Annotated in this window: 20 protein-coding genes; 11 read left to right on the forward strand and 9 right to left on the reverse strand. The window is 73.4% G+C overall.

Going from position 1 to position 23448, the window contains the following annotated elements:
* Together ACQPXD_RS36445 and ACQPXD_RS36450 are read right to left on the reverse strand one after the other, a co-directional pair.
* A complete protein-coding gene (locus ACQPXD_RS36445) occupies positions 1-780 on the reverse strand; it encodes an SDR family NAD(P)-dependent oxidoreductase (protein WP_432826138.1) in 780 nt (259 codons plus the stop codon).
* 26 nt (positions 781-806) lie between these two features.
* Complete coding sequence (locus tag ACQPXD_RS36450; protein ID WP_432826140.1) at positions 807-1418, reverse strand: TetR/AcrR family transcriptional regulator; 612 nt, start codon at positions 1416-1418, stop codon at positions 807-809.
* Between the two features lie 81 nt (positions 1419-1499).
* Between ACQPXD_RS36450 and ACQPXD_RS36455 the strand changes: the two genes are divergently transcribed.
* Together ACQPXD_RS36455 and ACQPXD_RS36460 are read left to right on the forward strand one after the other, a co-directional pair.
* Positions 1500-2261: an SDR family NAD(P)-dependent oxidoreductase gene (locus tag ACQPXD_RS36455; RefSeq protein ID WP_432826142.1), complete on the forward strand. Its 762-nt coding sequence runs from the start codon at positions 1500-1502 to the stop codon at positions 2259-2261.
* 74 nt (positions 2262-2335) lie between these two features.
* Positions 2336-3133: an SAM-dependent methyltransferase gene (locus ACQPXD_RS36460; protein ID WP_432844086.1), complete on the forward strand. Its 798-nt coding sequence runs from the start codon at positions 2336-2338 to the stop codon at positions 3131-3133.
* 48 nt (positions 3134-3181) lie between these two features.
* On the opposite strand, the gene ACQPXD_RS36465 is transcribed toward ACQPXD_RS36460, so the two are convergent.
* Genes ACQPXD_RS36465 through ACQPXD_RS36485 form a run of 5 tightly spaced genes read right to left on the reverse strand, consistent with a single transcriptional unit; the run spans position 3182 to position 8569 of the window.
* On the reverse strand, positions 3182-3958 hold the full coding sequence (locus ACQPXD_RS36465) for an IclR family transcriptional regulator (RefSeq protein ID WP_432826144.1): 777 nt from the start codon (positions 3956-3958) through the stop codon (positions 3182-3184).
* A 27-nt stretch (positions 3959-3985) separates the two neighbouring features.
* Positions 3986-4897 (reverse strand): polysaccharide deacetylase family protein, encoded by a 912-nt coding sequence (locus ACQPXD_RS36470; protein ID WP_432826146.1) that lies wholly within the window; start codon positions 4895-4897, stop codon positions 3986-3988.
* Positions 4894-6753 carry an isochorismatase family protein gene (locus ACQPXD_RS36475; RefSeq protein ID WP_432826148.1) on the reverse strand — a complete coding sequence of 620 codons (1860 nt, stop codon included), beginning with the start codon at positions 6751-6753 and terminating at the stop codon, positions 4894-4896. Before ACQPXD_RS36475 ends, ACQPXD_RS36470 begins: the two co-directional genes overlap by 4 nt.
* Complete coding sequence (locus tag ACQPXD_RS36480) at positions 6750-7664, reverse strand: HpcH/HpaI aldolase/citrate lyase family protein (protein ID WP_432826150.1); 915 nt, start codon at positions 7662-7664, stop codon at positions 6750-6752. The genes ACQPXD_RS36475 and ACQPXD_RS36480 overlap by 4 nt, the downstream gene beginning before the upstream one ends.
* Before the next feature lie 2 nt (positions 7665-7666).
* Complete coding sequence (locus ACQPXD_RS36485; protein ID WP_432826152.1) at positions 7667-8569, reverse strand: acetoacetate decarboxylase family protein; 903 nt, start codon at positions 8567-8569, stop codon at positions 7667-7669.
* Positions 8570-8752: 183 nt separating this feature from the next.
* Between ACQPXD_RS36485 and ACQPXD_RS36490 the strand changes: the two genes are divergently transcribed.
* Genes ACQPXD_RS36490 through ACQPXD_RS36515 form a run of 6 tightly spaced genes read left to right on the forward strand, consistent with a single transcriptional unit; the run spans position 8753 to position 15527 of the window.
* On the forward strand, positions 8753-10774 hold the full coding sequence (locus ACQPXD_RS36490) for an FAD-dependent oxidoreductase (protein WP_432826154.1): 2022 nt from the start codon (positions 8753-8755) through the stop codon (positions 10772-10774).
* The gene (locus tag ACQPXD_RS36495; protein ID WP_432826156.1) at positions 10771-11865 is read left to right on the forward strand and encodes a class I SAM-dependent methyltransferase; all 1095 of its coding nucleotides are present in this window, start codon (positions 10771-10773) and stop codon (positions 11863-11865) included. Before ACQPXD_RS36490 ends, ACQPXD_RS36495 begins: the two co-directional genes overlap by 4 nt.
* Positions 11862-12176 carry a hypothetical protein gene (locus ACQPXD_RS36500; protein WP_432826158.1) on the forward strand — a complete coding sequence of 105 codons (315 nt, stop codon included), beginning with the start codon at positions 11862-11864 and terminating at the stop codon, positions 12174-12176. Before ACQPXD_RS36495 ends, ACQPXD_RS36500 begins: the two co-directional genes overlap by 4 nt.
* A complete protein-coding gene (locus ACQPXD_RS36505; protein WP_432826160.1) occupies positions 12173-13570 on the forward strand; it encodes a M20/M25/M40 family metallo-hydrolase in 1398 nt (465 codons plus the stop codon). Before ACQPXD_RS36500 ends, ACQPXD_RS36505 begins: the two co-directional genes overlap by 4 nt.
* The gene (locus tag ACQPXD_RS36510; protein ID WP_432826162.1) at positions 13567-15054 is read left to right on the forward strand and encodes a dihydroorotase; all 1488 of its coding nucleotides are present in this window, start codon (positions 13567-13569) and stop codon (positions 15052-15054) included. The genes ACQPXD_RS36505 and ACQPXD_RS36510 overlap by 4 nt, the downstream gene beginning before the upstream one ends.
* Positions 15051-15527, forward strand: a complete 477-nt coding sequence (locus tag ACQPXD_RS36515) for an Ohr family peroxiredoxin (protein ID WP_432826164.1) — start codon at positions 15051-15053, stop codon at positions 15525-15527. Before ACQPXD_RS36510 ends, ACQPXD_RS36515 begins: the two co-directional genes overlap by 4 nt.
* Here ACQPXD_RS36515 and ACQPXD_RS36520 read toward each other — a convergent pair.
* Together ACQPXD_RS36520 and ACQPXD_RS36525 are read right to left on the reverse strand one after the other, a co-directional pair.
* Positions 15514-16938, reverse strand: a complete 1425-nt coding sequence (locus ACQPXD_RS36520) for an MmgE/PrpD family protein (protein WP_432826166.1) — start codon at positions 16936-16938, stop codon at positions 15514-15516. The genes ACQPXD_RS36515 and ACQPXD_RS36520 overlap by 14 nt on opposite strands.
* Entirely contained in the window at positions 16931-17830 is a 900-nt protein-coding gene (locus ACQPXD_RS36525) for a cyclase family protein (protein WP_432826168.1), read from the reverse strand. Before ACQPXD_RS36525 ends, ACQPXD_RS36520 begins: the two co-directional genes overlap by 8 nt.
* Positions 17831-18246: 416 nt before the next feature.
* Between ACQPXD_RS36525 and ACQPXD_RS36530 the strand changes: the two genes are divergently transcribed.
* From ACQPXD_RS36530 to ACQPXD_RS36540, 3 genes are read left to right on the forward strand one after another with little or no spacing between them, the layout of a single operon-like run.
* The gene (locus ACQPXD_RS36530; RefSeq protein WP_432826170.1) at positions 18247-19656 is read left to right on the forward strand and encodes an ABC transporter substrate-binding protein; all 1410 of its coding nucleotides are present in this window, start codon (positions 18247-18249) and stop codon (positions 19654-19656) included.
* A gap of 47 nt (positions 19657-19703) precedes the next feature.
* Positions 19704-21743 (forward strand): hydantoinase/oxoprolinase family protein, encoded by a 2040-nt coding sequence (locus ACQPXD_RS36535; RefSeq protein ID WP_432826172.1) that lies wholly within the window; start codon positions 19704-19706, stop codon positions 21741-21743.
* Entirely contained in the window at positions 21740-23443 is a 1704-nt protein-coding gene (locus tag ACQPXD_RS36540) for a hydantoinase B/oxoprolinase family protein (RefSeq protein ID WP_432826174.1), read from the forward strand. Before ACQPXD_RS36535 ends, ACQPXD_RS36540 begins: the two co-directional genes overlap by 4 nt.
* Positions 23444-23448: the final 5 nt, after the last annotated feature.

The following is a 23448-nucleotide window of genomic DNA, read 5'->3' on the forward strand; positions in this document are numbered from 1 at the left end:
TCACGCCGGCGGGGCCGGACTGTCGAGCCGCTGCTGAATCCTGTTCATGCCCGCGAGCCAGGCGTCCTCGTCGGCCGCCTTGCGCCGCACGTAGTCACCGACCCTGGGATGCGGGAGGACGAGGAACCGATCGTGCGCGAGACCTTGCCAGACCGCCTCGGCGACCTCGTCCGGCGTCAGGACACCGTCGTGGACGAGCAGGGCCTGGAGGTCGTCGGCGCCGTCGAACATGCGGGTCCGCACCCCCTGCGGGCACACCGCCTGCACGACGATGCCCCGGTGCCGGTAGCTTGCCGACAGCCACTCCGCGAAGGCGACCGCTCCGTGCTTGGTCACCGAGTAGGCGGGGCTGCCCAGCATGGTCAGCAGGCCCGCGGCCGACGCGGTCAGGACGTATCGCCCGCCGCCGGCGGCGATCCACCGCGGCACCAGCAGCCGGGCGGCGCGCACGTGCGCCATGACGTTCACGTCGTAGGACGCGAGCCAGTCGGCCTCCGCCGCGCCCAGCCCCCGGCCCTTGTCGACGCCGGCATTGCCGAACCAGACGTCGATCCCGCCCAGCAGCCACTCGGCCTCGTCGACGAGCCGGGCCGCACCTTCCTCCGTGGCGGCGTCGCCCGGCACCGGGAGTGCACCGGTCTCCTCGGCGACGGCGGCCACCGCCTTCGCGTCGAGGTCGTTGACCACGACTCTGGCGCCCTCGGCCGCCAGCCGCCCGGCGATCGCGCGGCCGATCCCGGAGCCGGCCCCGGTGACCACCGCTCGCAGGTTGTCCTTCATCGCCCAGTCCTCTCAGCGACTCGGTATCAGTGGTGGTCGCAGACCGGGTCGCGCCGCAGCATGCGGGTGGCCAGGTCGGCGTGCTGCCGCGCGATCGCCCGGCGGTCGCGGCGCCGTTCGGGGTCGAACCAGCGGACGAGGTCGATCGACAGGGAGAGCAGCGCCTCGGCGGCCTGCCTCGCGTTGAGGACCTCGAAGTGCCCGCGGGCGACCCCGTCCTCGATGGCCGCCACCATCAGCCGCTGGATCCGCCGGCGCAGGGCGGAGATCTGCTCGCGGTGCTCCTCGGTCATGGCGCGGAACTCGTACTGCACGACCCGGCCCAGCTTCGCGTGGTCCATGTGCCACAGGCTGAACGCGAAGACCATGCCCTGCACACGCGCCACCGGATCGGTGCTCGCCTCCGCGGCCTCGCGCAGGCAGGCCAGCGCGGTCTCGTGGCCTCGCACGCTGATCGCGAAGAGCAGGTCCTCCTTGGACTCGTGGTGGATGTAGACGGCGGCCGGGCTGCGGTTCGCCCGGGCCGCGATGTCACGGGTGCTCGTGCCCCCGAAGCCCAGCTCGGCGAACGCCTCGGTCGCCGCAGCCAGCAGATGACGCTGCGCGGAAGACAACGGCTGGGGCTCCCCCGTGGACAAGCGACCTCCTCGGTGCCAAGCTAAGCAATCGCATACCTATGCAATCGCTTACCTCGCGCGAAGTCAACCCAGGGAGCCGTCATGCCCATCACCGACCTGTTCCGGCTCGACCGGAAGGTCGCCATCGTCACCGGCGCATCCAGCGGCCTCGGCGTGGCCTTCGCGCAGGCCCTGGCCGAAGCCGGCGCCGACGTCGTCCTCGGCGCGCGCCGGGCCGACCGCCTGGCCGAAACGGCCCGGCTGGTGGAGCAGGCCGGGCGGCAGGCACTCGCCGTGGCGACCGACGTCAGCGACCCCGCCTCCTGCACCGCCCTCGTCGCGGCCGCCGTGGAGCGCTTCGGCCATGTCGACATCCTGATCAACAATGCCGGCATCGGCACCGCTGTCCCCGCGACCCGCGAGACCCCCGAGCAGTTCCGGCAGGTCATCGACGTCAACCTCAACGGCTGCTACTGGATGGCCCAGGCCTGCGGACGCGTGATGCTTCCCGGCTCCAGCATCGTCAACATCTCCTCGGTGCTCGGCCTGACCACCGCCGGCCTCCCCCAGGCCGCCTACGCCGCGTCCAAGGCCGGCCTGATCGGCCTCACGCGCGACCTCGCTCAGCAGTGGACCGGCCGCAAAGGCATCCGCGTGAACGCGCTCGCGCCCGGGTTCTTCACGTCCGAGATGACCGACCAGTACACGCCCGGCTACATGGAGTCCCAACGAGGACGCATTCCCGCCGGGCGCACGGGCGACCCGCGCGAGCTCGCGGCAACCGTCGTCTTCCTCGCTTCCGATGCCGCGGGCTACATCACCGGCCAGACGCTGCCCGTCGACGGCGGAATGACGATCACCTGAGTATCGCCGACGCCATTGAACCGCATTCGATGGTTCCGGCGGGTAGGGTCGGCGGGACAGATGGGCGGTGTGGCATGACGGAATGGGTTCCTGACGGGGTGGATGTCACCACGCCGAATGCGGCGCGCGCGTATGACTACGCGCTGGGCGGGTTCCACAACTTCGAAGTCGACCGGCAGTTCGTGGCGGAGGCGGAGCGGCACTGGCCGGGCGTCAAGGAGACGGCGCATGCCAACCGGGCGTATCTCGGCCGGGTCGTGCGGCGGCTCGTCGATGCCGGCGTGCGGCAATTCCTCGATCTGGGTTCGGGAATTCCGACGCTGGGCAACGTCCACGAGGTGGCCCAGCAGGCGGCACCGGAATCCAAGGTCGCCTATGTGGACATCGATCCGGTAGCGGTGGCGCACAGCCAGCGCATTCTGCGGGGCAATCCGCGGGCGGCGGCGGTGCGGGCGGACCTGCGGGCACCCGCGGCCATTGTCGGCCATCCGGACATTGCCGGTTTGCTGGACTTCGCCGAACCCGTCGCGGTGCTGATGATCGCCGTGCTGCACTTCGTCGAGGACGACGCGGATCCGCCACGGATCATCCGCGAGATCTCCGAGGTGCTGGTGTCCGGGAGCTTCCTGGCAATCGCGCACGCCGCGCTCGCGCCGGAGGCACGCGCGGCCCAGGCGGCGGTGACCCAGATGTACCGGCGGACGCCGACACCGTTCCGGCCCCGCCCGCCGGAACAGATCACCGGCTGGCTGGACGGCTGGGAGGTCCTGCCGCCGGGCGTCGTGCCGCTGAACGAGTGGCACCCGGACTCCGACGAGGACGACGGCCTGTCGATCACGGCCGTCGGCGTCGTGGCCCGCAAACGCCCCTGAGCCATACGGTTGCCGTGCGGGTGTCGCGACCGTGCTCGTCGAGCTCGGTCACGCCGCGGGGCGGCCGCGGAAGCCCAGCGATCGCGAGAGGCTTGCGGCGCTGTGGCGGACCAGCTCACCGAAGCGAATCAGATCGGCGTCGGACATCCGGGCCGCGGGGCCGCAGACGCTCATGGAGCCGATGACACGGAAGGGTCCGAAGACCGGCGCCGCCACCGAGGCGGCCCAGGGGTCGCGCTCGCCCCGGCTGGCCGCGTATCCGGTCTCGCCGGCCCGCTTGACCTCGGCGCGCAGCGATTCCGTGTCGGTGAGCGTAGCCGGGGTGAGCGCCACGAACTCGACCGAGCGGAGATACGCGTCGAGCTCATGCTGCGGCAGGCCGGCGAGGATACTGCGGCCGGACGCGCCGGCATACAGCGGGTAGCGGCGGCCGATCTCGACCGACATCCGCACGTCCTGGGGGCTGGCCACCTGCTCGATATAGACCCGCTCGTTGGCGATCATCAGGGTGAACGTCGCGGTCTCGCCGGTCAGCTGGGACAGCTCCTGCAGGTACGGCAGGGCGGAGGTGCGCACGTCGGGGACGCCCAGTGCGGCCATCGCCAGCGTCGCCGCCCGGCTGCCCAGGCGATAGCGCGACGAGTCGGCGTCCCGCTCGATCAGCCCGACCTCCAGCAGCGCGGCGAGGGTGCGGTGGACCGCGCTCTTCGGGATGTCGAGGTGGCGGGCGATCTCCGAGACGCCGAGCGTCGTGCCGATGCCTTCGCTGAACGCGACCAGGACGGCGCAGAGCCGCTGTGCCTGCGTGGCCGGCGGAGATGTCATGGACTGAAACGTAACACGCACGACACCTCAGCTCGACGCCCGTCCGGGGCGGAACGGCTGCTCCCACCACAGGTCGGCGATGTCCCGCCGGCGGGCGAACCAGCCGCCGCCCCGGGCGAGGACGTGGTCGATGAAGTCGCGCAGGGCGCTCGTGCGGGACGGTTGTCCGATCAGCCGCGGGTGTACCCCGATCGACATCATGCGCGGCGTCTCGCCGCCCTCCTCCCACAGATAGTCGAAGCCGCGCCGGCACTCCTCGAAGAAGTCGCCGGCCGACGTGAACTGGCCGTAGACGTGCCGGCTGTCGTTGAACGTCAGCGAGTAGGGCACGACCAGGAACGGCGTGCCGGCCACGTCGACGAAGTAGGGCAGGTCGTCGTTGTAGGCGTTCGAGTCGTACCGGAAGCCGCCCTCCTCGACCAGCAGCCGCCGGGTGTCGACGCTGGGCATCCACCGCGAGTACCAGCCGACGGGGCGCCGGCCGCAGGTCGTCTCGATCGAGCGGACGGCCCGCGCGATCGCGTCGCGCTGGGCGTCGACGCCGGCCAGCCACTCCTCGCTCCATCGCCAGCCGTGCGCGCAGACCTCGTGCTCGCCGCCGCGGATCGCCTCGCACACCGCGGGGTTGGCCTCCAGCGCCTCCGCGGCGGCGAAGAACGTGCAGGCAATGCCGTACTTGTCGAACAGCCGCAGCAGCCGGTGGACGCCGGCGCGGCTGCCGTACTCGTACACCGACTCGGTGGCCAGGTCGCGGTAGGGCCCGTCGACGCGGCGGGGCACCTCGCCGAGCCCCTCGTTGACGCCGTCGCGGTCGAACGACCGCTCGCTGCCCTCCTCGTAGTTGACGACGATGCTCACGGCCACCCGCGCGTCGCCCGGCCAGCGCACCACCGGCGGCCGCCGGCCGTATCCCACGAGGTCGCGCACCGGCCCGGTCACGGCGTGCCCTGCGGGACCGGGAGCGCGGCGACGACTTCCTCCGCGCTCATCACGTCGGCGAACTGCCGGTCGAGGTCGAACAGCGCGATGCGGTGCGAGACGTCGATGCGGTCGAACACGCAGTCCTCGACCACGATGGTGCGGAAGTTGTATGAGGCGCTGTCGATCGCGGTGGCCCGCACGCAGTTGCTCGTCGCGCCGCCGACCACGATCACGGTGTCGATGCCACGGTCGATCAGCAGACCGAGCAGCGGCGTACCGTGGAACCCGCTCGGCTTCTTCTTCACCATCACCACGTCGCCGGGTTCCGGGGCCACGGCCGGGTGGATCTCGGCGCCCTCGCTGCCCTCCAGCGCCCAGCCCTGGGTGCTGAGCAGGTCCCGTTTGCGCCCGTAGACGCCGATGTCGCTGCCGTCCGGCGCGACCGTCCACTGGGTGTAGAACACCGGCACGCCGGCCGACCTGGCGTGCTTGAGCAGCGTGCGCATGGCGGGGACGGCGGCCCCGGCCGAGGCGCAGGCCGAGGGATAGTCGTGGGGGGAGCCCTGCGGCGCGCCGACCATGTAGTTCTGCGCGTCGATGACCACCACCGCGGGCCGCGCTCCGATCCCCACCCGGCGGCCAAACGCGGAGCGCCGGATGGTCTGCCGGTCGGCGTCGGTGATCAGGTGGTCCCACGGCCGGGGCCGGGCCGCCGGGCGGGCGGCGAGCTCGGCGAGCACGCTGTCCGTGTCGGCCCCGACGGCGGTGCGGCCGGTGTGGCGGATGCGTCCGGGCGTCGCGCTGAGCTTGGCGATGAGGCCCTGCATGGTGACCGTGCCGAGGTCGTCGTCGGGCAGCTCGACGAGGCTTTCCCGGGCCCGCACGTGCGGGTCGGCGGCCAGCGACTCGGCGTCGTTGACGGGGGCGATGGGCGCCTCGGCGGCGGCGAAGGCGGCGAGCACGTCGGCCTGGCTGTGCCGGCCGATCCAGCCGGCCACGACGGCGTCGAGTTCGTCGGCGTTGGCCCGCCGGGCCGCCGGCGTGCTGAACCGCTCGTCGCGGGCCAGCTCGGGCCGGCCGACCGCGGCGAGGATACGGTTGGCGACCTGCTGCGTGCCGCCGGACAGGGCGACCCACCGGTCGTCGGCCGTGCGGTAGGCGTTGCGGGGCGAGGTGCGGCCGGAGCGGTTGCCCTGCCGCCGCTGCACGACTCCGGTCGCGGCGAACTCGGTCACCTGCGGGCCGAGGATCGACAGCAGCGGCTCGTACAGGCTCAGGTCGACGACCTGACCGCGCCCGCCGCGGGCGGCGTCGCGCCAGTAGAGCGCGACCATGGTGGCGAACGCGCCGGTGACCGCGGCGATCCCGTCGGCCAGCCCGAACGGCGGCAGCGTCGGCGGCCCGTCCGGCTCGCCGGTGATCGCCGCGAAGCCGGCGAAGGCCTCGGCCAGGGTCCCGAACCCGGGGCGGTCGCGGTAGGGCCCGGTCTGCCCGAAGCCGGTGACCCGCACCATGACGAGGCCGGGGTTGTGCACGGCGAGCTGCTCGTAGCCCATCCCCCACCGCTCCAGCCGGCCCGGCCGGAAGTTCTCGATCACCACGTCCGCCCACTCGGCGGCCAGCCGGCGGGCCGCCTGGCGCTCGGCCTCGTCGTGCAGGTCGAGGCGGATCAGCCGCTTGTTGCGGGAGATGGTCTTCCACCACAGCGGCACGTCGCCCTTGCTCAGGCCCCAGCGGCGGGAGTCGTCGCCGCGCGGGTGCTCGACCTTGATCACGTCGGCGCCGAAGTCGCCGAGCAGCGTCGCTATGTACGGCCCGGCGTAGAGGGAGGAGAGGTCGAGGACCCGAACGCCGGTGAGCGCGCCGCCGCTCATCGCGGCGCGTCCGAGCCGTGCAGGGCCGATCCGCGGCGCAGGAGCTGTTCGGCCCGGCGTACCACCGGGACGTCGACCAGTTCGCCGTCGACGCTGGCGTTGCCCAGGCCGAGCCGCTCGGCCTCCTCGGCGGCGGCGACGATCCGCCGCGCCTTGTCCAGCTCGGCCTCGCCGGGAACGAACACCGCGCGGATCACCGGAATCTGGTCCGGATGGATCGCATGTTTGCCGGCGAAGCCCATGGCCCGGGCGTAGCTCGCCTCGGCGCGGAGTCCGTCGAGGTCGCGGAACGCGGGATAGACCCCGTCGTGCGGCGGTGGCAGGCCGAGCCGGCGGCTGTGCAGGACCAGGTCGGCCTTGGCCGCGAGCAGGGTATGTCCCTGTACTCCGCCCGGCGGCGGAAACGCGATCCCGAGCTCGAGGGAGAAGTCGCCGGCGCCGAAGCTGAGCCCGTGCACGCGGCGCGGCACCGCCGTGGCGCCGCATACGCTCTGCCACCCGGCGACGGTCTCGATCAGGCCCAGCAGCGCCACGGCGTCCGGCGCGAGCCCGCGCGAGCGTTCCAGCGCGGCGAGCTCGACCGCCACCGTCTCCAGCGACTCGACCGTGGCCTTGGGGACGATGAGCCCGTCCACCTCGGGCCGGGCGCAGGCCGCGACGTCGGCGGCGAAGCCGTCGGTCCCGGGAGCGTTGACCCGCACCCAGAGCTGTTCCCGCCGGCCCGGGTCGGGGGCGTCGCGAAGCTCGTCGAGCAGCCGGCCGAGCGCGGTGCGGGCCTGGCCCTTCGCATCGGCGGCGACGGCGTCCTCGAGGTCGACGATCACCGTGGTCGAGGCGAGCAGCTCGCCGACCTTGGCCAGCTTGCGGGCGTCGCCCGCGGGCACGTAGAGCATGGCGTCCAGGTCGTGCACCGTCAGCCGCCGAGCAGTTCTTTGATCTGGGGCCGGTTCGCGTAGGGGCTCTGGTCGCCGTAGTCGTGCACGATGTACGGCGAGCTCTTCTGGTGGGTGAAGCGCAGCGTGAAGAACCACGAGCCGACCATCTCGCGCGGCTGGAACTGCAGGACCTCGTCGTTCTCGGCGTCGTAGAACTGGGCCCAGCCGTCGCCGTGCCACACCGGGCCCATCTCGACGTCGTCGCCGTAGTGGGCGACGAGATCGTTGGCCAGCGGCCGGCCCTTCACCGAGTCCCAGATGTAGCGATGGCCCAGGAAGTGCGGGCAGGAGCCCTGGACCCACTTGAACGGGGTGTCCTCGGGCCTGATGACCTCCTTGAGGTCGCCGTAGATGCGGTGGACCAGGCCCATGTTCTCGACGCTGGCGCAGATGCGGGCCCCGGCGTGGGCCCCGCTGTACGTCGGGTGGAACGAGTGGAAGCTGGTCATCTGCACCTTGGCCCACTTGTGCGGCATGCCGACCAGGCGGCCGGTGTAGCCCAGCCAGTCGCGGTTGCCCCACGAGAACGGCACGAAGTAGAACTCCTTGCCCTCATACGAGCACGGGATCCAGAAGAACGACTCAGTCTGGTTGAGCCGCTCGAAGCTGATGAACTCGGTCGCGTTGCGGCTGGTGTAGCCCCAGCGCTGGACCGCCTTGATGTACATCAGGCCGGAGCCGTCGAGCTCCAGCGGCTCCGGCACGTAGGCGCGCACGGCCTCGGGGTCCGCGCGGAAGCCGACGATGAGCACGTCGTCGGAGAGCACGAGATCCGGCTCGGTGTTGAGGTCCATCAGGCTGGCCCGGCCGGTCGGCGACTGCGGCCACATCACCCCGACCTTGTTGCCGTGCATGGCTTTCGGGTTTCTCGTCTGGGTCACGTCAGGTCCTTCCGGGGGGGTACGCCGCCACTTGATCGCCCTGCCAGACTGACGCCAACCATTCCGCTCTGTCAAACGTTTCGGCTCCGTGTTTCAGCTAACGGAACGTTTTTCGTTGACTGCCCCAACCGCCACGGCTATGGTTCCGACCATGTCCATGGCTCGCGAGCAAGCTAAAAATCGTTGACGATCGATGCAATGGCCCTGCTGTCCGCGCCCTTGCAGGCGGGCCGGCTGGTGCTGCGCAACCGCGTGGTCGTGCCCGCGCACACCACGAACTTCGCCCGGGACAACCTCGCGACCGACCGGCACGTCGCTTACCACGCGGAGCGCGCCCGCGGCGGCGCCGGCCTGATCATCACCGAGGCGATCCGGGTCCACCCGACGAGCGCCGGGCGGGCGAGCACGCTCGGCGCCTTCGACGACGGCTGCGTGGCGCCGCTGCGCGCGGTGACCCGCGCGGTCCGCGGGCACGGCGCGGCCGTCGTCGCGCAGCTGGTCCACGCCGGCCGGCAGGCGCCGGGCGACGGCGCCCGGGTCGCCGCCTGGGCTCCGTCGGCCATCGCCTGGACCCCGGGCGCCCACATCCCCCACGCGATGAGCGCCGCGGACATCGCCACCGTCGTGGAGTCGTTCGCCGACGCGGCGCGGCGGATGCGCGCGGCGGGCTTCGACGGGATCGAGATCCACGCCGGCCACGGCCACCTCATCCACCAGTTCCTGTCGCCGGTCAGCAACACCCGCGACGACGACTACGGCGGCGACCCGCAGCGGCGCCTGCGCCTGCTCCGCGAGGTCCTCGCCGCGGTGCGCGAGGCGGCCGACGGGCTGCCGATCGGGCTGCGCATCAGCGCCGACGAGTTCCTGCCCGGCGGGCTCACCCCGCCGGACATGGTCGCGGTCGTGGCCCAGGTGCGCCGCGAGACCCCGCTGAGCTTCCTCAACGTGAGCCACTCCGCCTACCACGGCAGCTTCAGCCTGGCCACGCAGATCGCCGACATGACCTTCGGCCACGCGCCGTTCCGGCGGTTCCCCGCGCTGTTCCGGCGGGCCCTGCCCGGGCTGCCGGTGATTGCGGTGTGCCGCCTCGACAGCCTGCCGGAGGCCGCGGCGCTGCTCGCCGACGGCAGCGCGGACCTGGTCGGCCTCGCCCGGGCGCACATCGCCGACCCGCACCTGTTCGGCAAGGCACGGGCCGGCCGGCAGCACACCGTGCGCTCCTGCATCGCCTGCAACCAGGGCTGCCTCGGTCGCATCGAGGCCGGCCTCGACATGGCGTGCGTCGTCAATCCCCGGGCCGGCCGCGAGGGCATCCCGCGGCCCCGGCGCGGGCCAGGGCGCCGGGTCCTGGTCGTCGGCGGCGGGCCCGCCGGTCTGTCGGCGGCGATCGAGGCCGCCCGGCGGGGCCACACGGTGACGCTGGTGGAGGCCCGGCCCGAGCTCGGCGGCCAGGTCCGGATGCTGTCGTACCTGGACACCCGGCGCCGCTTCGCGCTGCTCGCCGACGAGCTGGAGCGCGACGCACGGGCGGCCGGGGTGCGGATCCGGCTCGGCAGCACCGCGACCGCCGACGAGGTCGTGGCCGCGCAACCCGACGCCGTCGTCATCGCGACGGGCTCACGGCCGGCGCGACGGCCGCTGGTCGCCGGCCCGCCGGTGCTCGACCTGTGGCAGGCGATCGGACAGCTGCGCGAACCGGACGCCGGGGACGGCCGGGTGGTGGCGATCTTCGACGACCACGGCGACTGGGCCGGCGCGAGCGTGGCCGAGCACTACGCCGGGCGGGGCTGGAACGTGCACCTGGTGAGCCCGGCGGGCACGTTCGCGGGGCGGATCACCACGTACTCCCGGCTGGCCGTGGTGCACCGCTTCGGCGAGTTCGGGATCCGGGTGCACCCGCTGCGCCGCCTGGCCCCGGAGGCGGCGCCGGCCCGCGGTGGGTGGCGGGCGGGGCTGGTCGACGTGCTCACCGGCGACGTGGAGCACCTCGACGCCGTGCACACCGTGGTCGACGCCGGCGCCGGGCACGCCGTGGACGCCCTCGCCCGCGAGCTGGAACGGCGGCTGGGTGCCGGCCGGGTGCACCTGGCCGGCGACGCGAACGCGCCGCGGTCGGTGCTCGAGGCGGTCTTCGAGGGACACACCTGCGCCGAGTCGCTGGACGAACCGCCGGCGGCGGCCGATACATCCCGACAGGAGAGATGATGATCGATATCGAGCAACGACTCACGCTCGACGAGCGCTCCGCGGTGGACTTCGTGCTGCACCTGCGCAAGCGCTGGGCCGGCACGGTCTACCCGGCGCTGGTGGAGGAGTTCGGCGACCCGGCCGGCGACATGGCCGGGACGACACAGCGCCTGCACGAGCTGAGGCTCTATCCCTGGTTCAGCCATCTGGAGCGCACCCAGCAGAAGATGCTGTGGCGTACCGCCGGCGACGCGGTGCTGGCCCGGGGCGAGGAGCTCACCGGCGAGCTGTCCGCGGTGCCCGGAAGCGCCCGCGGCACGCTGGAGCTCAGCCCGGGCTTCGAGCTGCCGGACTGGTACACCGCCTACGACATCCACATCCAGCCCGGCAGCTACTTCTCCGACGACCTCTCCGCCTACGTCTACGAGCTCGGCGCCCGGATCGTGATGCTGCGCGACAACGACGGCTACAAGTTCCACCGCCTCTTCGTGACCACCGCACTGCCCGACCGCCCCGGCGCGACCCGGGTGCTCGACATGGGCTGCGGATTCGGCAAGAGCACCCGGCCGCTGGCCGGCCGGTACCCGGCCGCGGAGGTGATCGGCGTCGACCTGTCGGCCCCGGGCCTGCGCCTGGCGCACGCCGAGGCCGAGGCCGAGGGCCTCGCGATCCACTACCGCCAGCGCAACGCCACCGACACGGGCATCGAGTCCGGCACCTGCGACGTGGTGACCGGCACGATGGTGCTGCACGAGATGCCCGCCGCCGTCATCGAGGCGACCATCGCCGAGGCGGCCCGCCTGCTCAAGCCCGGCGGCGCCATCGGCTTCCTGGAGTTCGCGATGACCGGCGACCCGCTGCGCGACGCCACCGTCATGGAGCACGCCGAGCGCAACAACGAGCCGTACTTCCACGACCTGTTCGGCACCGACGTCGTGCGGGCCTGCCGCGACAACGGCCTGGTCGGCGCGGCCTGGCTGCCCTTCGACGAGCGCAACGCGGGCGTCGCCGCCCAGGGCTGGGGCGACCGGCCGGAGTGGCACTTCCCGTGGGCCGTGCTCACGGCGACCAAACCCGCCGGCGACGACGAACCGGGAGACCAGCGGTGACCGCCGAATTCGCCTACTTCACCGACCCGCACGTCGGCAAGCTGCTCGACCTGGTGCTCCAGCTGGCGACCGAGCTGCACGTGACCGACCGGCGGCTGCGCACCCTGGAGACCGTCCTCACCCGCCAGGGGGTGCTGGCGCCCGCGGCGATCGACACGTTCGAGCCCGACGACCGGGAGCGGGAGGCGCTGGAGACCGGCCGCGACCGCTACCTGGACCGGCTGGCCCGGATCATCGCCGAGGCCGGCCCGGCCGAGCACCCGATGCGCGGCCAGTGGGAGCAGCGGTTACAGGACAAGCGGGCCGCATGACCGCGCCGGTCGACACCCAGGCGGTACTCGACGCGGTCGACCGCCACCTCGACGAGTTCGTGGCCCGGCTGCAGGCGCTGTGCCGGCTGCGCAGCCGCCGCCAGGACCCCGAAGGCATGCTCGCGGCGGTCCACCGCATCGCCGACGAGCTGCGCCACTGGGGCGGCACCGCGGACATCGTCGAATGGCCGGACTCCTACCCGTACGTGCTGGGCGAGATCGGCGGCGGCAGCCGGCGGCTGCTGCACTTCCTGCACTACGACGTCGAGATCGAACCCACCGGCGACGACAGCGCCTGGACCAGCCCGCCCTACGCGGCGCAGATCCGCGACGGGCGGCTCTACGCACGCGGCGTCGCCGACGACAAGGGCGCGCTGATGTCTCGCATCCACGCCGCCGCGGCGTGGCGGGCGGCCGGGCTCACCCCGCCGGTGACCAGTATCTTCCTGATCGAGGGCAAGCGGCGGCTGGACAGCCCCGGGCTGCCGTCCTTCGCCCGCCACCACGCCGGCCGGCTGGCCAGCGACGGCACGCTGTGGGAGAACTCCTGGTGCGACAGCCAGGGCCGGCCCCTGCTGAAGCTCGGCGAGAAAGGGCTGCTGTATCTCACCCTCTCGGTGCGCACCCTGCGCCGCGAACTGACCAGCCAGAACGCCGCGCTGCTGCCGTCGGCCTCGACCCGGCTGGTGGCGGCGCTGGCGAGCCTGCACGCCCCCGACGGCCGGGTGCGGGTGCCCGGCTTCTACGAGTCCGCCCGGCCGGCCTCGCCCGCCGAACGGGAGCTGCTGAGCCGGATCGAATTCGACGGCGAGTTCCTGCGCCGCCGCTCCGGGGTGACGGCCTTCGCCGGCGAGCTCGACGACCGCGAGGCCGCGGTGGCCGTGCGGACCGTCCCCACGCTGACCATCGGCGGCATCGAGGCGGGCGACAACCGGCCGGACGTCACGCTGGGCCTGCCGGCCGTCGCGACCGCGAAGGTCGAGGCCCGGCTGGTCGCCGGGCAACGGCCCGATCACGTCCTGCGGGCGATCGAGGACCACCTGCGCGCCGAGGGGTTCCCCGACGTGGAGGTGGCGGTGGTGGCGAGCAACGCGCCGTACCACACCGACCACCGCGACCCGTTCGTCGCGCTGGTCGCCGACGCCGCACGGCGCGCCTACGGCCGCGACCCGGTGATCGAGCCGTTCACCACCTGGGTGGGCAATCAGGCCGCCCTGGGCGACCGGCCCATCGTCGGCATCGGCGTCTCCCGGGCGGACTCCGGCTTCGACGGGCCGGACGAGCACGTGCGCATCGACGACTACCGGCTCGGCATCCGCCACGTCGTGGAGATCATGGCGGCGATGGCCGACGCCGGGGCCGGCCGCACCGACCAGCAAGGAGCACAGTCATGACCGAAGCAGACCTGGACCTGCTGATCCGCGCCGTCGACGTGGTCACGACCGGCGAGGACGCGCCGCAGCGGGCGGACATCGGCATCCGCGACGGGAAGTTCGCCGAGATCGCCCCCGGCATCGATCCCGCCCGGGCGCGCCGGATCGTCGCCGGCGCGGGGCGGCTGGCGTTTCCCGGCGTCATCGACGCGCACCAGCACTGGGGCATCTACAACCCGCTGCCCGAGGACGCGGCGAGCGAGAGCCGCGCCAGTGCGCTGGGCGGCGTCACCACCGCGCTGAACTACATGCGCACCGGGCAGTACTACCTCAACCGCGGCGGGGCCTACGAGGAGTTCTTCCCCGAGGTGCTCGACCAGGTGCGGGGCCGCTCGATGATCGACTACGGCTTCCACCTGGCGCCCATGACGGCCGGGCACATCGACGAGATCCCGCTGCTCATCGACCGGTTCGGGGTCAGCTCCTTCAAGATCTTCATGTTCTACGGCAGCCACGGGCTGCACGGCCGGTCGGCCGACCAGAGCGGCTTCCTGATGATCCCGCCCGACCAGTCCTACGACTACGCCCACTTCGAGTTCATCATGCGCGGCGTGCAGGCGGCCCGGGAGCAGCGACCCGAGCGGGCCGAGGCCATCTCACTGTCGCTGCACTGCGAGACGCCCGAGATCATGCGCGCCTACACCAAGCTGGTCGAGGCGGATCCGGGCCAGACCGGGCTGGCCGCCTACCACGCGTCCCGCCCGCCGCACTCCGAGGGGCTCGCGGTGACGATCGCGTCCTTCCTCGCCGACGAGACGAATTTGGCGACGATCAACCTGCTGCACCTGTCCTCCCGCAAGGCGCTCGGCGCGGCCATGCGCATGGCCGCGGCGTTCCCGCACATCGACTTCCGGCGGGAGGTCACGATCGGGCACCTGCTGGCCGACGTGGAGTCCGCCCGCGACAACGGCGGGAAGGTCAACCCGCCGCTGCGGCCCCGCGCCGACGTCGAGGGCCTGTGGGAGCACCTGCTCGCCGGCGACGTCGACTGGGTCGTCAGCGACCACGCCTGCTGCCGCAGCGAACAGAAGTTCGGCGGCGCGCCGGACGACGTCTTCGCCGCCCGGTCGGGCTTCGGCGGCGCGGAGTACCTGCTGACCGGCCTGCTGACCGAGGGCGTCAAGCGGGGGCTGAGCCCGGGGCGCATCGCCCGGCTCACGGCGGGCAACCCGGCGCGGCGGTTCGGTCTTTCGTCCAAGGGCGACATCGCGGCCGGGCTCGACGCCGACCTCTGCCTGGTCGACCCGGCGTCGACGTGGACCGTGCACGCGGCCGACTCGCCCTCGACCCAGGAGTACACCCCGTTCGAGGGCATGGAGATGACCGCCCGGATCACCGACACCTTCGTGCGCGGCGTGCCCGTGGTCACCGCGGGCGTCGCGGCCACCGGCCCGGCCACCGGCGAGTACCTGTTCCGCCCCCAGCCGCAGGCGCGGCCCGCATGAGCGGGGAAGCGGCGGGCGGCGGCGGACGGATCGATCCGGTCTATACCGCCCGCGTCACCGCGACCGGCGGCCGCGGTGGCCGGGTCAGCTCCGGCGACGGCGTGCTCGACCTCGCCCTGACCCGGCCGCCGGGGCTCGGCGGCACCGCCGGCGACGCCCCGGGCACCAACCCGGAGCAGCTGTTCGCGGCCGGCTATGCGGCCTGCTTCCACTCCGCGCTGACCGTCGTGGCCCGCGCCGCGCGGACCGCCGTCACCGGCTCCTCGGTGACGGCGGAGGTGTCGATCGGGCACCACCCCGGCGGCGGGTACGCACTGGCCGCCACGCTGGTCGTGCGGCTGCCCGGGCTGGCCGCCGGCGCCGCCGACGACCTGGTACGCCGCGCCCACGAGATGTGCCCCTACTCGCGGGCCACCCGCGGCAACATCGAGGTGCGGCTGTTCCTCGGCGAGCGGGAGCTCACCGCGGCGTGACGCGGGCCCGGCTGAGCCCGGCCATCAGGGCGGGGATCGTGCGCTCGTCCTCCCCCAGCCGCGCGACCGTGGCGATCACCGCGTCGCGCGCCTCGGCGCCCAGCCGGTCCCCCACGTTGTCGCGGAACTTCCGGGCGAGCTCGGCCGGGCTCAGCGGCCGGCCGGGCCCGCCCCGGGTCAGCGTCACCCGCTCGGTGTACTCGCGGCCGTCCGCGGTGCGGGCCCGGATCGCGGCCGGGAACTGGTTCGGGAAGATCCGGGTGAGCTCGGGGTCCTCGCGCACCGTCACCTTCGCCATGATGGCCCGCCGGCGCGGGTCGCCCGCCTGCTCGTCGGTGAAGTCGGCCCGCCCGGCGCCGAGCCCGGCGCCGCCGAGCAGTCCGACCGTCACCGCGTACGGGCCGCTGAACTGGGCCTGGTAGCCCGTCACCGGCGCGCGTTTGGCCTCCGGCGGCTCGCCGATCGTGCGGATGACCGGCCCCGGCGCGAGCACGGTGATCTCGGTGAGGTCGTCGGGGCGCACGCCGGCGGCGCGCAGCGCCGCGGCCGCGTCGATCACCGCGTGGAGGAAGTGGTTGGCCGGATACGGCTTCACGAACAGGTCGCGGGTGTGCCAGGAACGGCCCAGCCCGTCGAGCACCGCCTCCGGGCGGGCGTCGTCGCGCAGGAACGCCTGCAGGAGGCCGAAGCGCCCCTCGATGACCGTGGGCGGGCCGGTGATGCCGGCCCGGCTGAGCTCGGCGGCCTGGATCGCGGCCTGGGCGGCCCAGCCGCAGTGGATGCGCTTGACGGTGCCGCCGGCCCGGTTGGCCTCGATGACCCCGGAGGCCATCGAGGACGCGAGCCCGATCGCCGAGGCGACGCCCGCCTCGTCGAGGCCCGCCAGCATCGCGGCGGCCACCGCGCCGCCCACGGTCCCGCAGATGGAGGTCGCGTGCTGTCCGTAGCGGAAGTAGACCGAGTTGCCGGTGTGCGGGTCGTAGCCGGCCATGCCGAGCCGGATGCACACCTCGAGGCCGGCGGTGAGGGCGGCCACCGCCCGGGCGTCGGTGGCACCGTAGCGCTGCGCCGCGGCGAGCACGGCCGGCACCACCGAGGCGCTCGGGTGCAGCACGGAGGGCAGGTGCGTGTCGTCGTAGTCCAGCGAGTGCGCCAGCACGCCGTTGGCGAACGCCGCGGCGGCGGCCGGCACGCCAGGGCCGAGCCCGATCGCGTGGGCGTGCGCCGGCCCGCCGCTGTCGCGCACGTAGTCGAGCACCGACCGGCTGGTGTCCAGGTCGAGGGCGGCGACGCTGACCCCGATGGTGTCCAGCACGCGGTCGCGCACGTTGCCGACCAGGTCCGCGGGCAGGTCCGCGGCGCCGAGCCCGTGCGCGAACGCGGCCAGGACGTGGGCGATCGGCTCAGTCACGCGCGGTCACCGCCAGCGGCCGGGCCGGCGAGCCGGTCGCGCCGACGATGGGCAGCGGCGCCAGCACGAAGGTGAACTCGTGCACCCCGCGGGCGGCGAGCTCCTCGAGGACCATCGCCTCGATGAGGTAGATGCCGTGCTCGACCAGGAGGATCCGGTGCGCCGGCAGGAGGCTGTGCCCCGCGCCGGGGGCCAGGCGCTCGAACGCGATGGTGTCCGCGCCGGCCGCGTGCACCCGCTGGGCGGCGAGCCAGCGCGCGCCGGCGGCGCCGACACCGGGCACGCCGTCGGCGGCGCCGACGAACGCCTCGGGGTGCTCGAACAGCTGCGCCCAGCCGCTGCGGATCAGCACCACGTCGCCGGGCAGCAGCCGCGTGCGCTGCGCGGCGGCGGCCGCCCGCAGGTCGTCGGGCGTGATCTCGTACCCCGGATCGCAGCGCGGCAGGCCGAGCGCGCCCGGAATGTCGAGGAGCACGCCGCGGCGGAACATCGGCTGGATGGTCTCGGCGCCGTGGGTGGCGAACCGGCCGGAGCGCATCGCCTCGGCGACCGCGACGCCGCCGTGCAGGCGGCCGTCGTGCGAGACGTGCGCGAGCGCGTCGATGTGCGTGCCGACGTGCGTGCCGGTGAGCAACAGGTCGCCCGCGGCCGATCCCCCGTCGGCCCGCACCATGTCGCCGTGGCGGCGCACCACGTGGTGCGTGAACGCCGGATGGTTCGGTGACTGCGGCATGCCGACAAACAGCGGGTGCCCGAGATCGAACACCCGCACCCCTGCGCCGAGCGCGGCCAGCAGGCGGTCGGAGCGCTCGCCGGCGAGCGCCGGCGACGTCCGCGGGGACGGGGCTTGCATGGTCGGCTGGGCCCCGCCGGGCGTCGGATGGTCTATCACTGTGTCTCCGTTGTTCCGTTGGATAGAACGAGTTGTGCTGGATGTTCTAGGGACCATACCGGACGTGTCCATCCGGCCGGAAGCCTGCGGGCCGCGGTGACGATCACGTTTCCAAGCGATTTCGAGCCCCGATCGGCGCGCATCGCCCACCTCCGGGCTCTTGACACCGGAATCCGGCAGCCCAACAATCGCCAGAACACGAGGGTGCTGCTGTTCTACTACACGGAACGACGGACAGATTCGAGGGCAGTCATATGGATGGATTCGGCCCGATCCGCGAAGCCGGCCACTACCGCTTAACCCGCCGCGGCCTGCTCAAGGGCGGCGCCGGCGGCCTGGCGCTCGGCGCGCTGACGCTCGCCGGGTGCTCCGGCAAGGACGCCGCACCCGCCTCCGGCGGCGTGGCCACTGTGGACATGGCTCTGGAGCCGTCCACGCTCAACGGGCTCACGATCAACAACCAGTACATCTGCTGGATCAACCGCCACGTGCAGGAGCGCCTCTACGACCTGGACCCCTCCTCGACGGCGCTGATCCCGCGCCTCGCCGACGGACAGCCGAAGGTCATCGACGACCTCACCACCGAGGTGAAGATCCGCCCCGGGATCAAGTTCCACAACGGCGACGAGCTGACCGCCGAGGACGTGGCGGCGACCATCAACGCCGGCAACGTGAAGGGCAAGGTGTGGGTCTTCCACCTGGCCCCGCTGGTCAAGGCCGAGGCGGTCGACGCGACCACCGTGCGCTTCACCTTCAAGAACAAGTGGGCGCTGCTGCCCTCGAAGCTCGCGCTCATCCCGATCATCCACCGCAAGTACCTCGACCGCGACGACGCGATGATGGGGACTGGCCCCTACAAGCTCCAGTCGCACCAGCCCGGCGTGGACGTCAAGCTGACCGCCAACACCGACTACCGCGACGGGGCGCCGAAGATCTCCGGCATCGTCTACCGGTTCGTGCCGGAGTCCGGCGCCCGCCTGGTCAACCTGGTCCAGGGCAGCTCCACCGTCTACCCCGCGGTCACCACCATCGACGCACCGCGCATCTCCTCGGACGGCAACCTGGTGCTCGCCGAAGCGGCGGCGCCGGTGCTCATCACCATGCGCCCCAACTGCGCCCACCCGGCCCTGCGCGACGAGCGGGTCCGCCAGGCACTGGCGTTCGCCATCAACCGCAAGCGGATGCGCGACGTGGTGTTCGGCGGGCGGGCCGAGATCGGGCAGGGTCCGATCGGCCCCGGGCACGAGGGCTGGGAGTACATCACCAAGGTCTACGGCGAGAACCCCGACCTGGACCGGGCCCGGTCGCTGCTCGCCGCGGCCGGCTACCAGGGCAAGCAGATCAACTTCACCTGGGTGGCGCAGGACGACAGCGTGCTGCGCGACGTCGGCGCGGTGCTCAAGGCCGACTGGGCGGAGGTCGGCCTCGTCGCCGAGCTGCAGTTCCTCCAGCAGGGCGACTGGCTGACCTCCACCGCCAAGGGCGGCCCGTGGGGCTTCAAGATCGCCTTCGAGATGGCCGGCACCGGGCAGGGGCGCAGCATCGACGGCAGCGTCGGCTCGCTGATGGCCGACAGCACGTCGAACTCGACGTCGTTCATCGACGAGGAGTCCACGGCCATCGCCAAGCAGGCGGAGGTCACCGCGGACGCCACCGAGCGGATCAAGCTCTACGCCAAGTGGAGCGACATGCTCGCCACCAAGGCCGCCTACATCCCGCCGGTCTACCCGTCGTTCCTGATCGGCCACCGCAAGGAGCTGACCGGGCTGGACCCGGCGGCGTACCGCATCAACGCCTTCGACCTGTCGAAGGCCAGCCTCCGCTAGCCGAACGCCGCGGCGCCGGCCACCGGCGCGCCCGGAAAGGGGATCATGTGGGTCGCATCATCGGCATCGACGTCGGGGGGACGTTCACCGACGCCGTGCTGGTCGACGACGAGCACGGCACGACCGTGGCGAAGGTGCCGTCCACGCCGGACGACCCGGCGCGGGCCATCGAGGCGGCCGTGCGGCAGATCCGCACCGAGGGGGACGCACGGACGCTGCTCGTCCACAGCACGACGATCGCCACCAACGCGATCATCTCCCGAACGGGCGCCCGGTGCGGCATCATCACCACGCAAGGGTTCCGCGATGTGCTGGAGCTGGGCCGCCGGGACCGGCCGCGGATCTACGGCTTCGATGGCGCGCACCGGCCCATCGTCGCGCGGCGCGACCGGCTCACCGTGCGCGAGCGGCTGAACCACGACGGCAGCGTGCTCGTGCCGCTCGACCCCGACGAGGTCCGCGCCGCCGGCCGCGAGCTGCTGGCCGCCGGCGTGGCCGCGGTCGTCGTGTGCTTCCTGCACTCCGACGTCAACCCCGGGCACGAGCGGCTGGCCGTCGCCGCGCTGCGGGAGTTCTGGCCCGAGCCGCGCTACGTCACGGGCTCGGCCGACGTCTACGCCGAGGCGGGCGAGTTCGTGCGGTTCGCGACCGCCGCCGCCAACGGATATCTCCAGCCGGTGGTCGGCGACTACCTCGGCCGGCTCACCGACCGGCTCGCCGCGGCGGGCCACGAGGGGTCCGTCCTGGTCATGCAGTCCAGCGGCGGCGTCGCCTCGATCGAGCAGACCCGGGCGCTGGCCATCGGCACCGCCCGGTCGGGGCCGGTGGCGGGGGTGGTCGCGGCGGCGGCGATCGCCCGGCGCGCGGGCCTGGCCAACCTGGTCACCTGCGACGTCGGTGGCACCAGCACCGACGTGTCGGTGATCGTCGACGGCGAGGCGCGCTACGTCAACGACGCCCGGCTGGACTTCCGGCTGCCGCTGGTCACGTCCACATTGGACGTCGTCGCCGTCGGCGCGGGCGGGGGGAGCATCGCCCGCGTCGACGAGCTCGGGGTCCTGACGGTGGGACCGGAATCGGCCGGCGCCGACCCGGGCCCGGCCTGCTACGGGCACGGCGGCACGGCCCCGACGGTCACCGACGCGGCGCTGCTGCTCGGCCGCATCGACCCGGCCGCGCCGTTCGGCACCGGCCGGCAGACGCGCCTGGACGCCGGTCGCGCGGCCACGGCCGTGCGGCCGGTGGCACAGGAACTCGGCCTGTCCGTCCAGGAGGCGGCCCGGGCGATCATGACCGTGGCGACCGCGACCATGGCGAACGCGATCCGGTCGGTGCTCACCGCCCGCGGCCACGATCCGCGCGAGTTCGCGCTCGTCGCCTTCGGCGGGGGCGGCGGGCTGCACGCGTGCGCGCTGCTGCGGGAAACCGGCATGCGCACCGCGCTGGTGCCCCGCCGCCCCGGGCTGGTCAGCGCCCTGGGCTGTGTCGTGGCCGATCTGCGATACGAGACGAGCCAGTCGTGGCCGGCGGTCGTGGCCGAGCTGGGCTCCGCCGCCCGGCTGGCGGACCTGCGGCGCACGCTCGCCGAGCAGGAGGCGGCCCTGCGGGCGCGGCTCGCCGGCGCGGGGCTGCCCACGGTCGACGCCGAGATCGTCGTCGAAGCGGACCTGCGCTACCGCGGGCAGTCCCACCACCTGCGCGTGACGCTCGACCGGCCGGTCGACATGGCCGGGGTACAGCGGCGGTTCGAGGCGGCCTACACGCACCGCTACGGGCGCACGCTGGCCGGCGGGACGGCCGAGATCGTCACCGTGCGCTCCACGCTGATCGCCCGGCACGGCATCGGCGCCCGCACCGGCCGCCCGCCGGGCCCGCACCGGAGCGCGACCGGTACCGGTGCGGACGCGAGGGCCGGTGCGCCGGCACCCCGCCACCGCGACGACATCGGCGCCGGCGACGTGCTCATCGGACCGCTCACCGTGGTGAGCGACGACGCCGCGGTCTTCATCGAGGAGGGGTACCTGGCCGAGGTCGACGCGCAGGAGAACCTCGTCGTCCGGGCCGCCGGCGCGGAGCCGCGGCCGTGACCGAGATCGACCCCACCACCCTCGCGGTGCTGCGCGCGGCGTTGCAGCAGGTCGCCACCGAGATGGACACGACGCTGGTCCGCTCGGCCTTCTCCCCCGTCATCTCGGAGATGGACGACCGGGCCTCCGGTCTCTACGACGCGGCCGACGGCGCCACCATCGCCCAGGGGCCCGAAAGCATGCCGATCTTCGTGGCGGGCATGCAGTACGCCGTCGGGCACACGATCCGGCTGCTGCGCGAGCGGGGCGAGCCGGCCGGCCTGCGCGACGGCGACGTCTACATCTTCAACGATCCGTACGCGGGCGGCACCCACGCGCCGGACGTCAAGCTGCTCGCCCCCTACCACGCCGACGGCGAGCTGTTCTGCTGGCTGGCCACCAGCGGCCACTGGCTGGACGTCGGCGGCAGCATGCCCGGCTCCGTGGTGGCCGACGCGACCGAATGCTACGCGGAGGGGCTGCGCATCCCGCCGGTGCTGCTCTACCGCGCCGGGCAGGAGCGCCCGGACGTCGCCGCGCTCATCTTCGCCAACATCCGCTCGCCCCAGAACCAGGCGGCCGACCTGGAGGCGATGCTCAACGCGCTGCGCGTCGGCCGGCGCCGCATGGACGAGCTGCTGGCCCGCTACGGCGCCGCCACCGTGCGCGCCGCGATCGCGCAGCTGCGCTCCCGGGCGGCGGGCCGCATGCGCGAGATCATCGCGGGGCTGCCCGACGGGGAGTACACCTTCTGCGACCATCTCGACGACGACGGCGCGGGCGGCGGGCCGATGCGGCTACGGCTGAGCCTGCGGGTCGCGGGCAGCCGGATGACCCTCGACTTCACCGGCTCGGCGCCGCCCGCCCGCGGCCCGATGAACCTCGGCCGCGACACGACGGCCGCCGCCGCGTTCATCGCGATCAAGCATGTCTTCCCCGACGTGCCGGTCAACGGCGGCGCTCTGGAGCCCTTCGAGTTCGTCATCGACGAGCACAGCTTCCTCAACGCCACCCGCCCGGCGCCGGTCGGCGGCTATCTCGACTGCGCGTCGCGGGTCATCACGGTGGTGCTCGGCGCCCTCGGCGCGTGCGTGCCGGAGCTGGTCCCGGCCGACTGGTTCGGCACGTCGGCCGTGATGTCGCTGGCCGCGACCGGGCGTGACGGCGCGCACACGGCGATCCCGCTGCCGGCGGCCGGCGGGATGGGTGCGCTCCCCCACGATGACGGGCTGGTCAACGCCCCGCCTCCGCACGGCACGGCGAAGTACCCGACCGTGGAGGCGATGGAGCGTCGCTTCCCGGTCCGCTTCGAGCGCATCGAGCTGACCCCGGACTCCGCGGGCGACGGCGAGCACCGGGGCGGCCTGGGCAACACCTACGAGCTCACGTCGCTGGACCCGTCGGTGACCGTCGGGCTGATCGGCGACCGGGTCACGTTCGTCCCGTTCGGCGTGCACGGCGGCACCTCGGCACACGGGCTGACCGCCTGGCTGCGCCGCGGCGGCCGGGCGGAGCCGATCGAGAACGGCAAGGTCCGCCAGGCGCGGCTGCTGCCCGGCGACGGCGTGACGCTGTGCTCGCCCGGCGGCGGCGGTTACGGCGACCCCACCCGGCGCCACCCGGCGGCGGTCGCCGCCGACGTGCGCGACGGCTACATCAGCGCGGCCCGGGCGGAGGCGGTCTATCACCGCCGCTCCCCGGCGTCAGGGAACGAAGGGTAGCGGCC

The organism is Dactylosporangium sp. CA-092794 (genome assembly GCF_050948465.1).
GTDB lineage: Bacteria > Actinomycetota > Actinomycetes > Mycobacteriales > Micromonosporaceae > Dactylosporangium.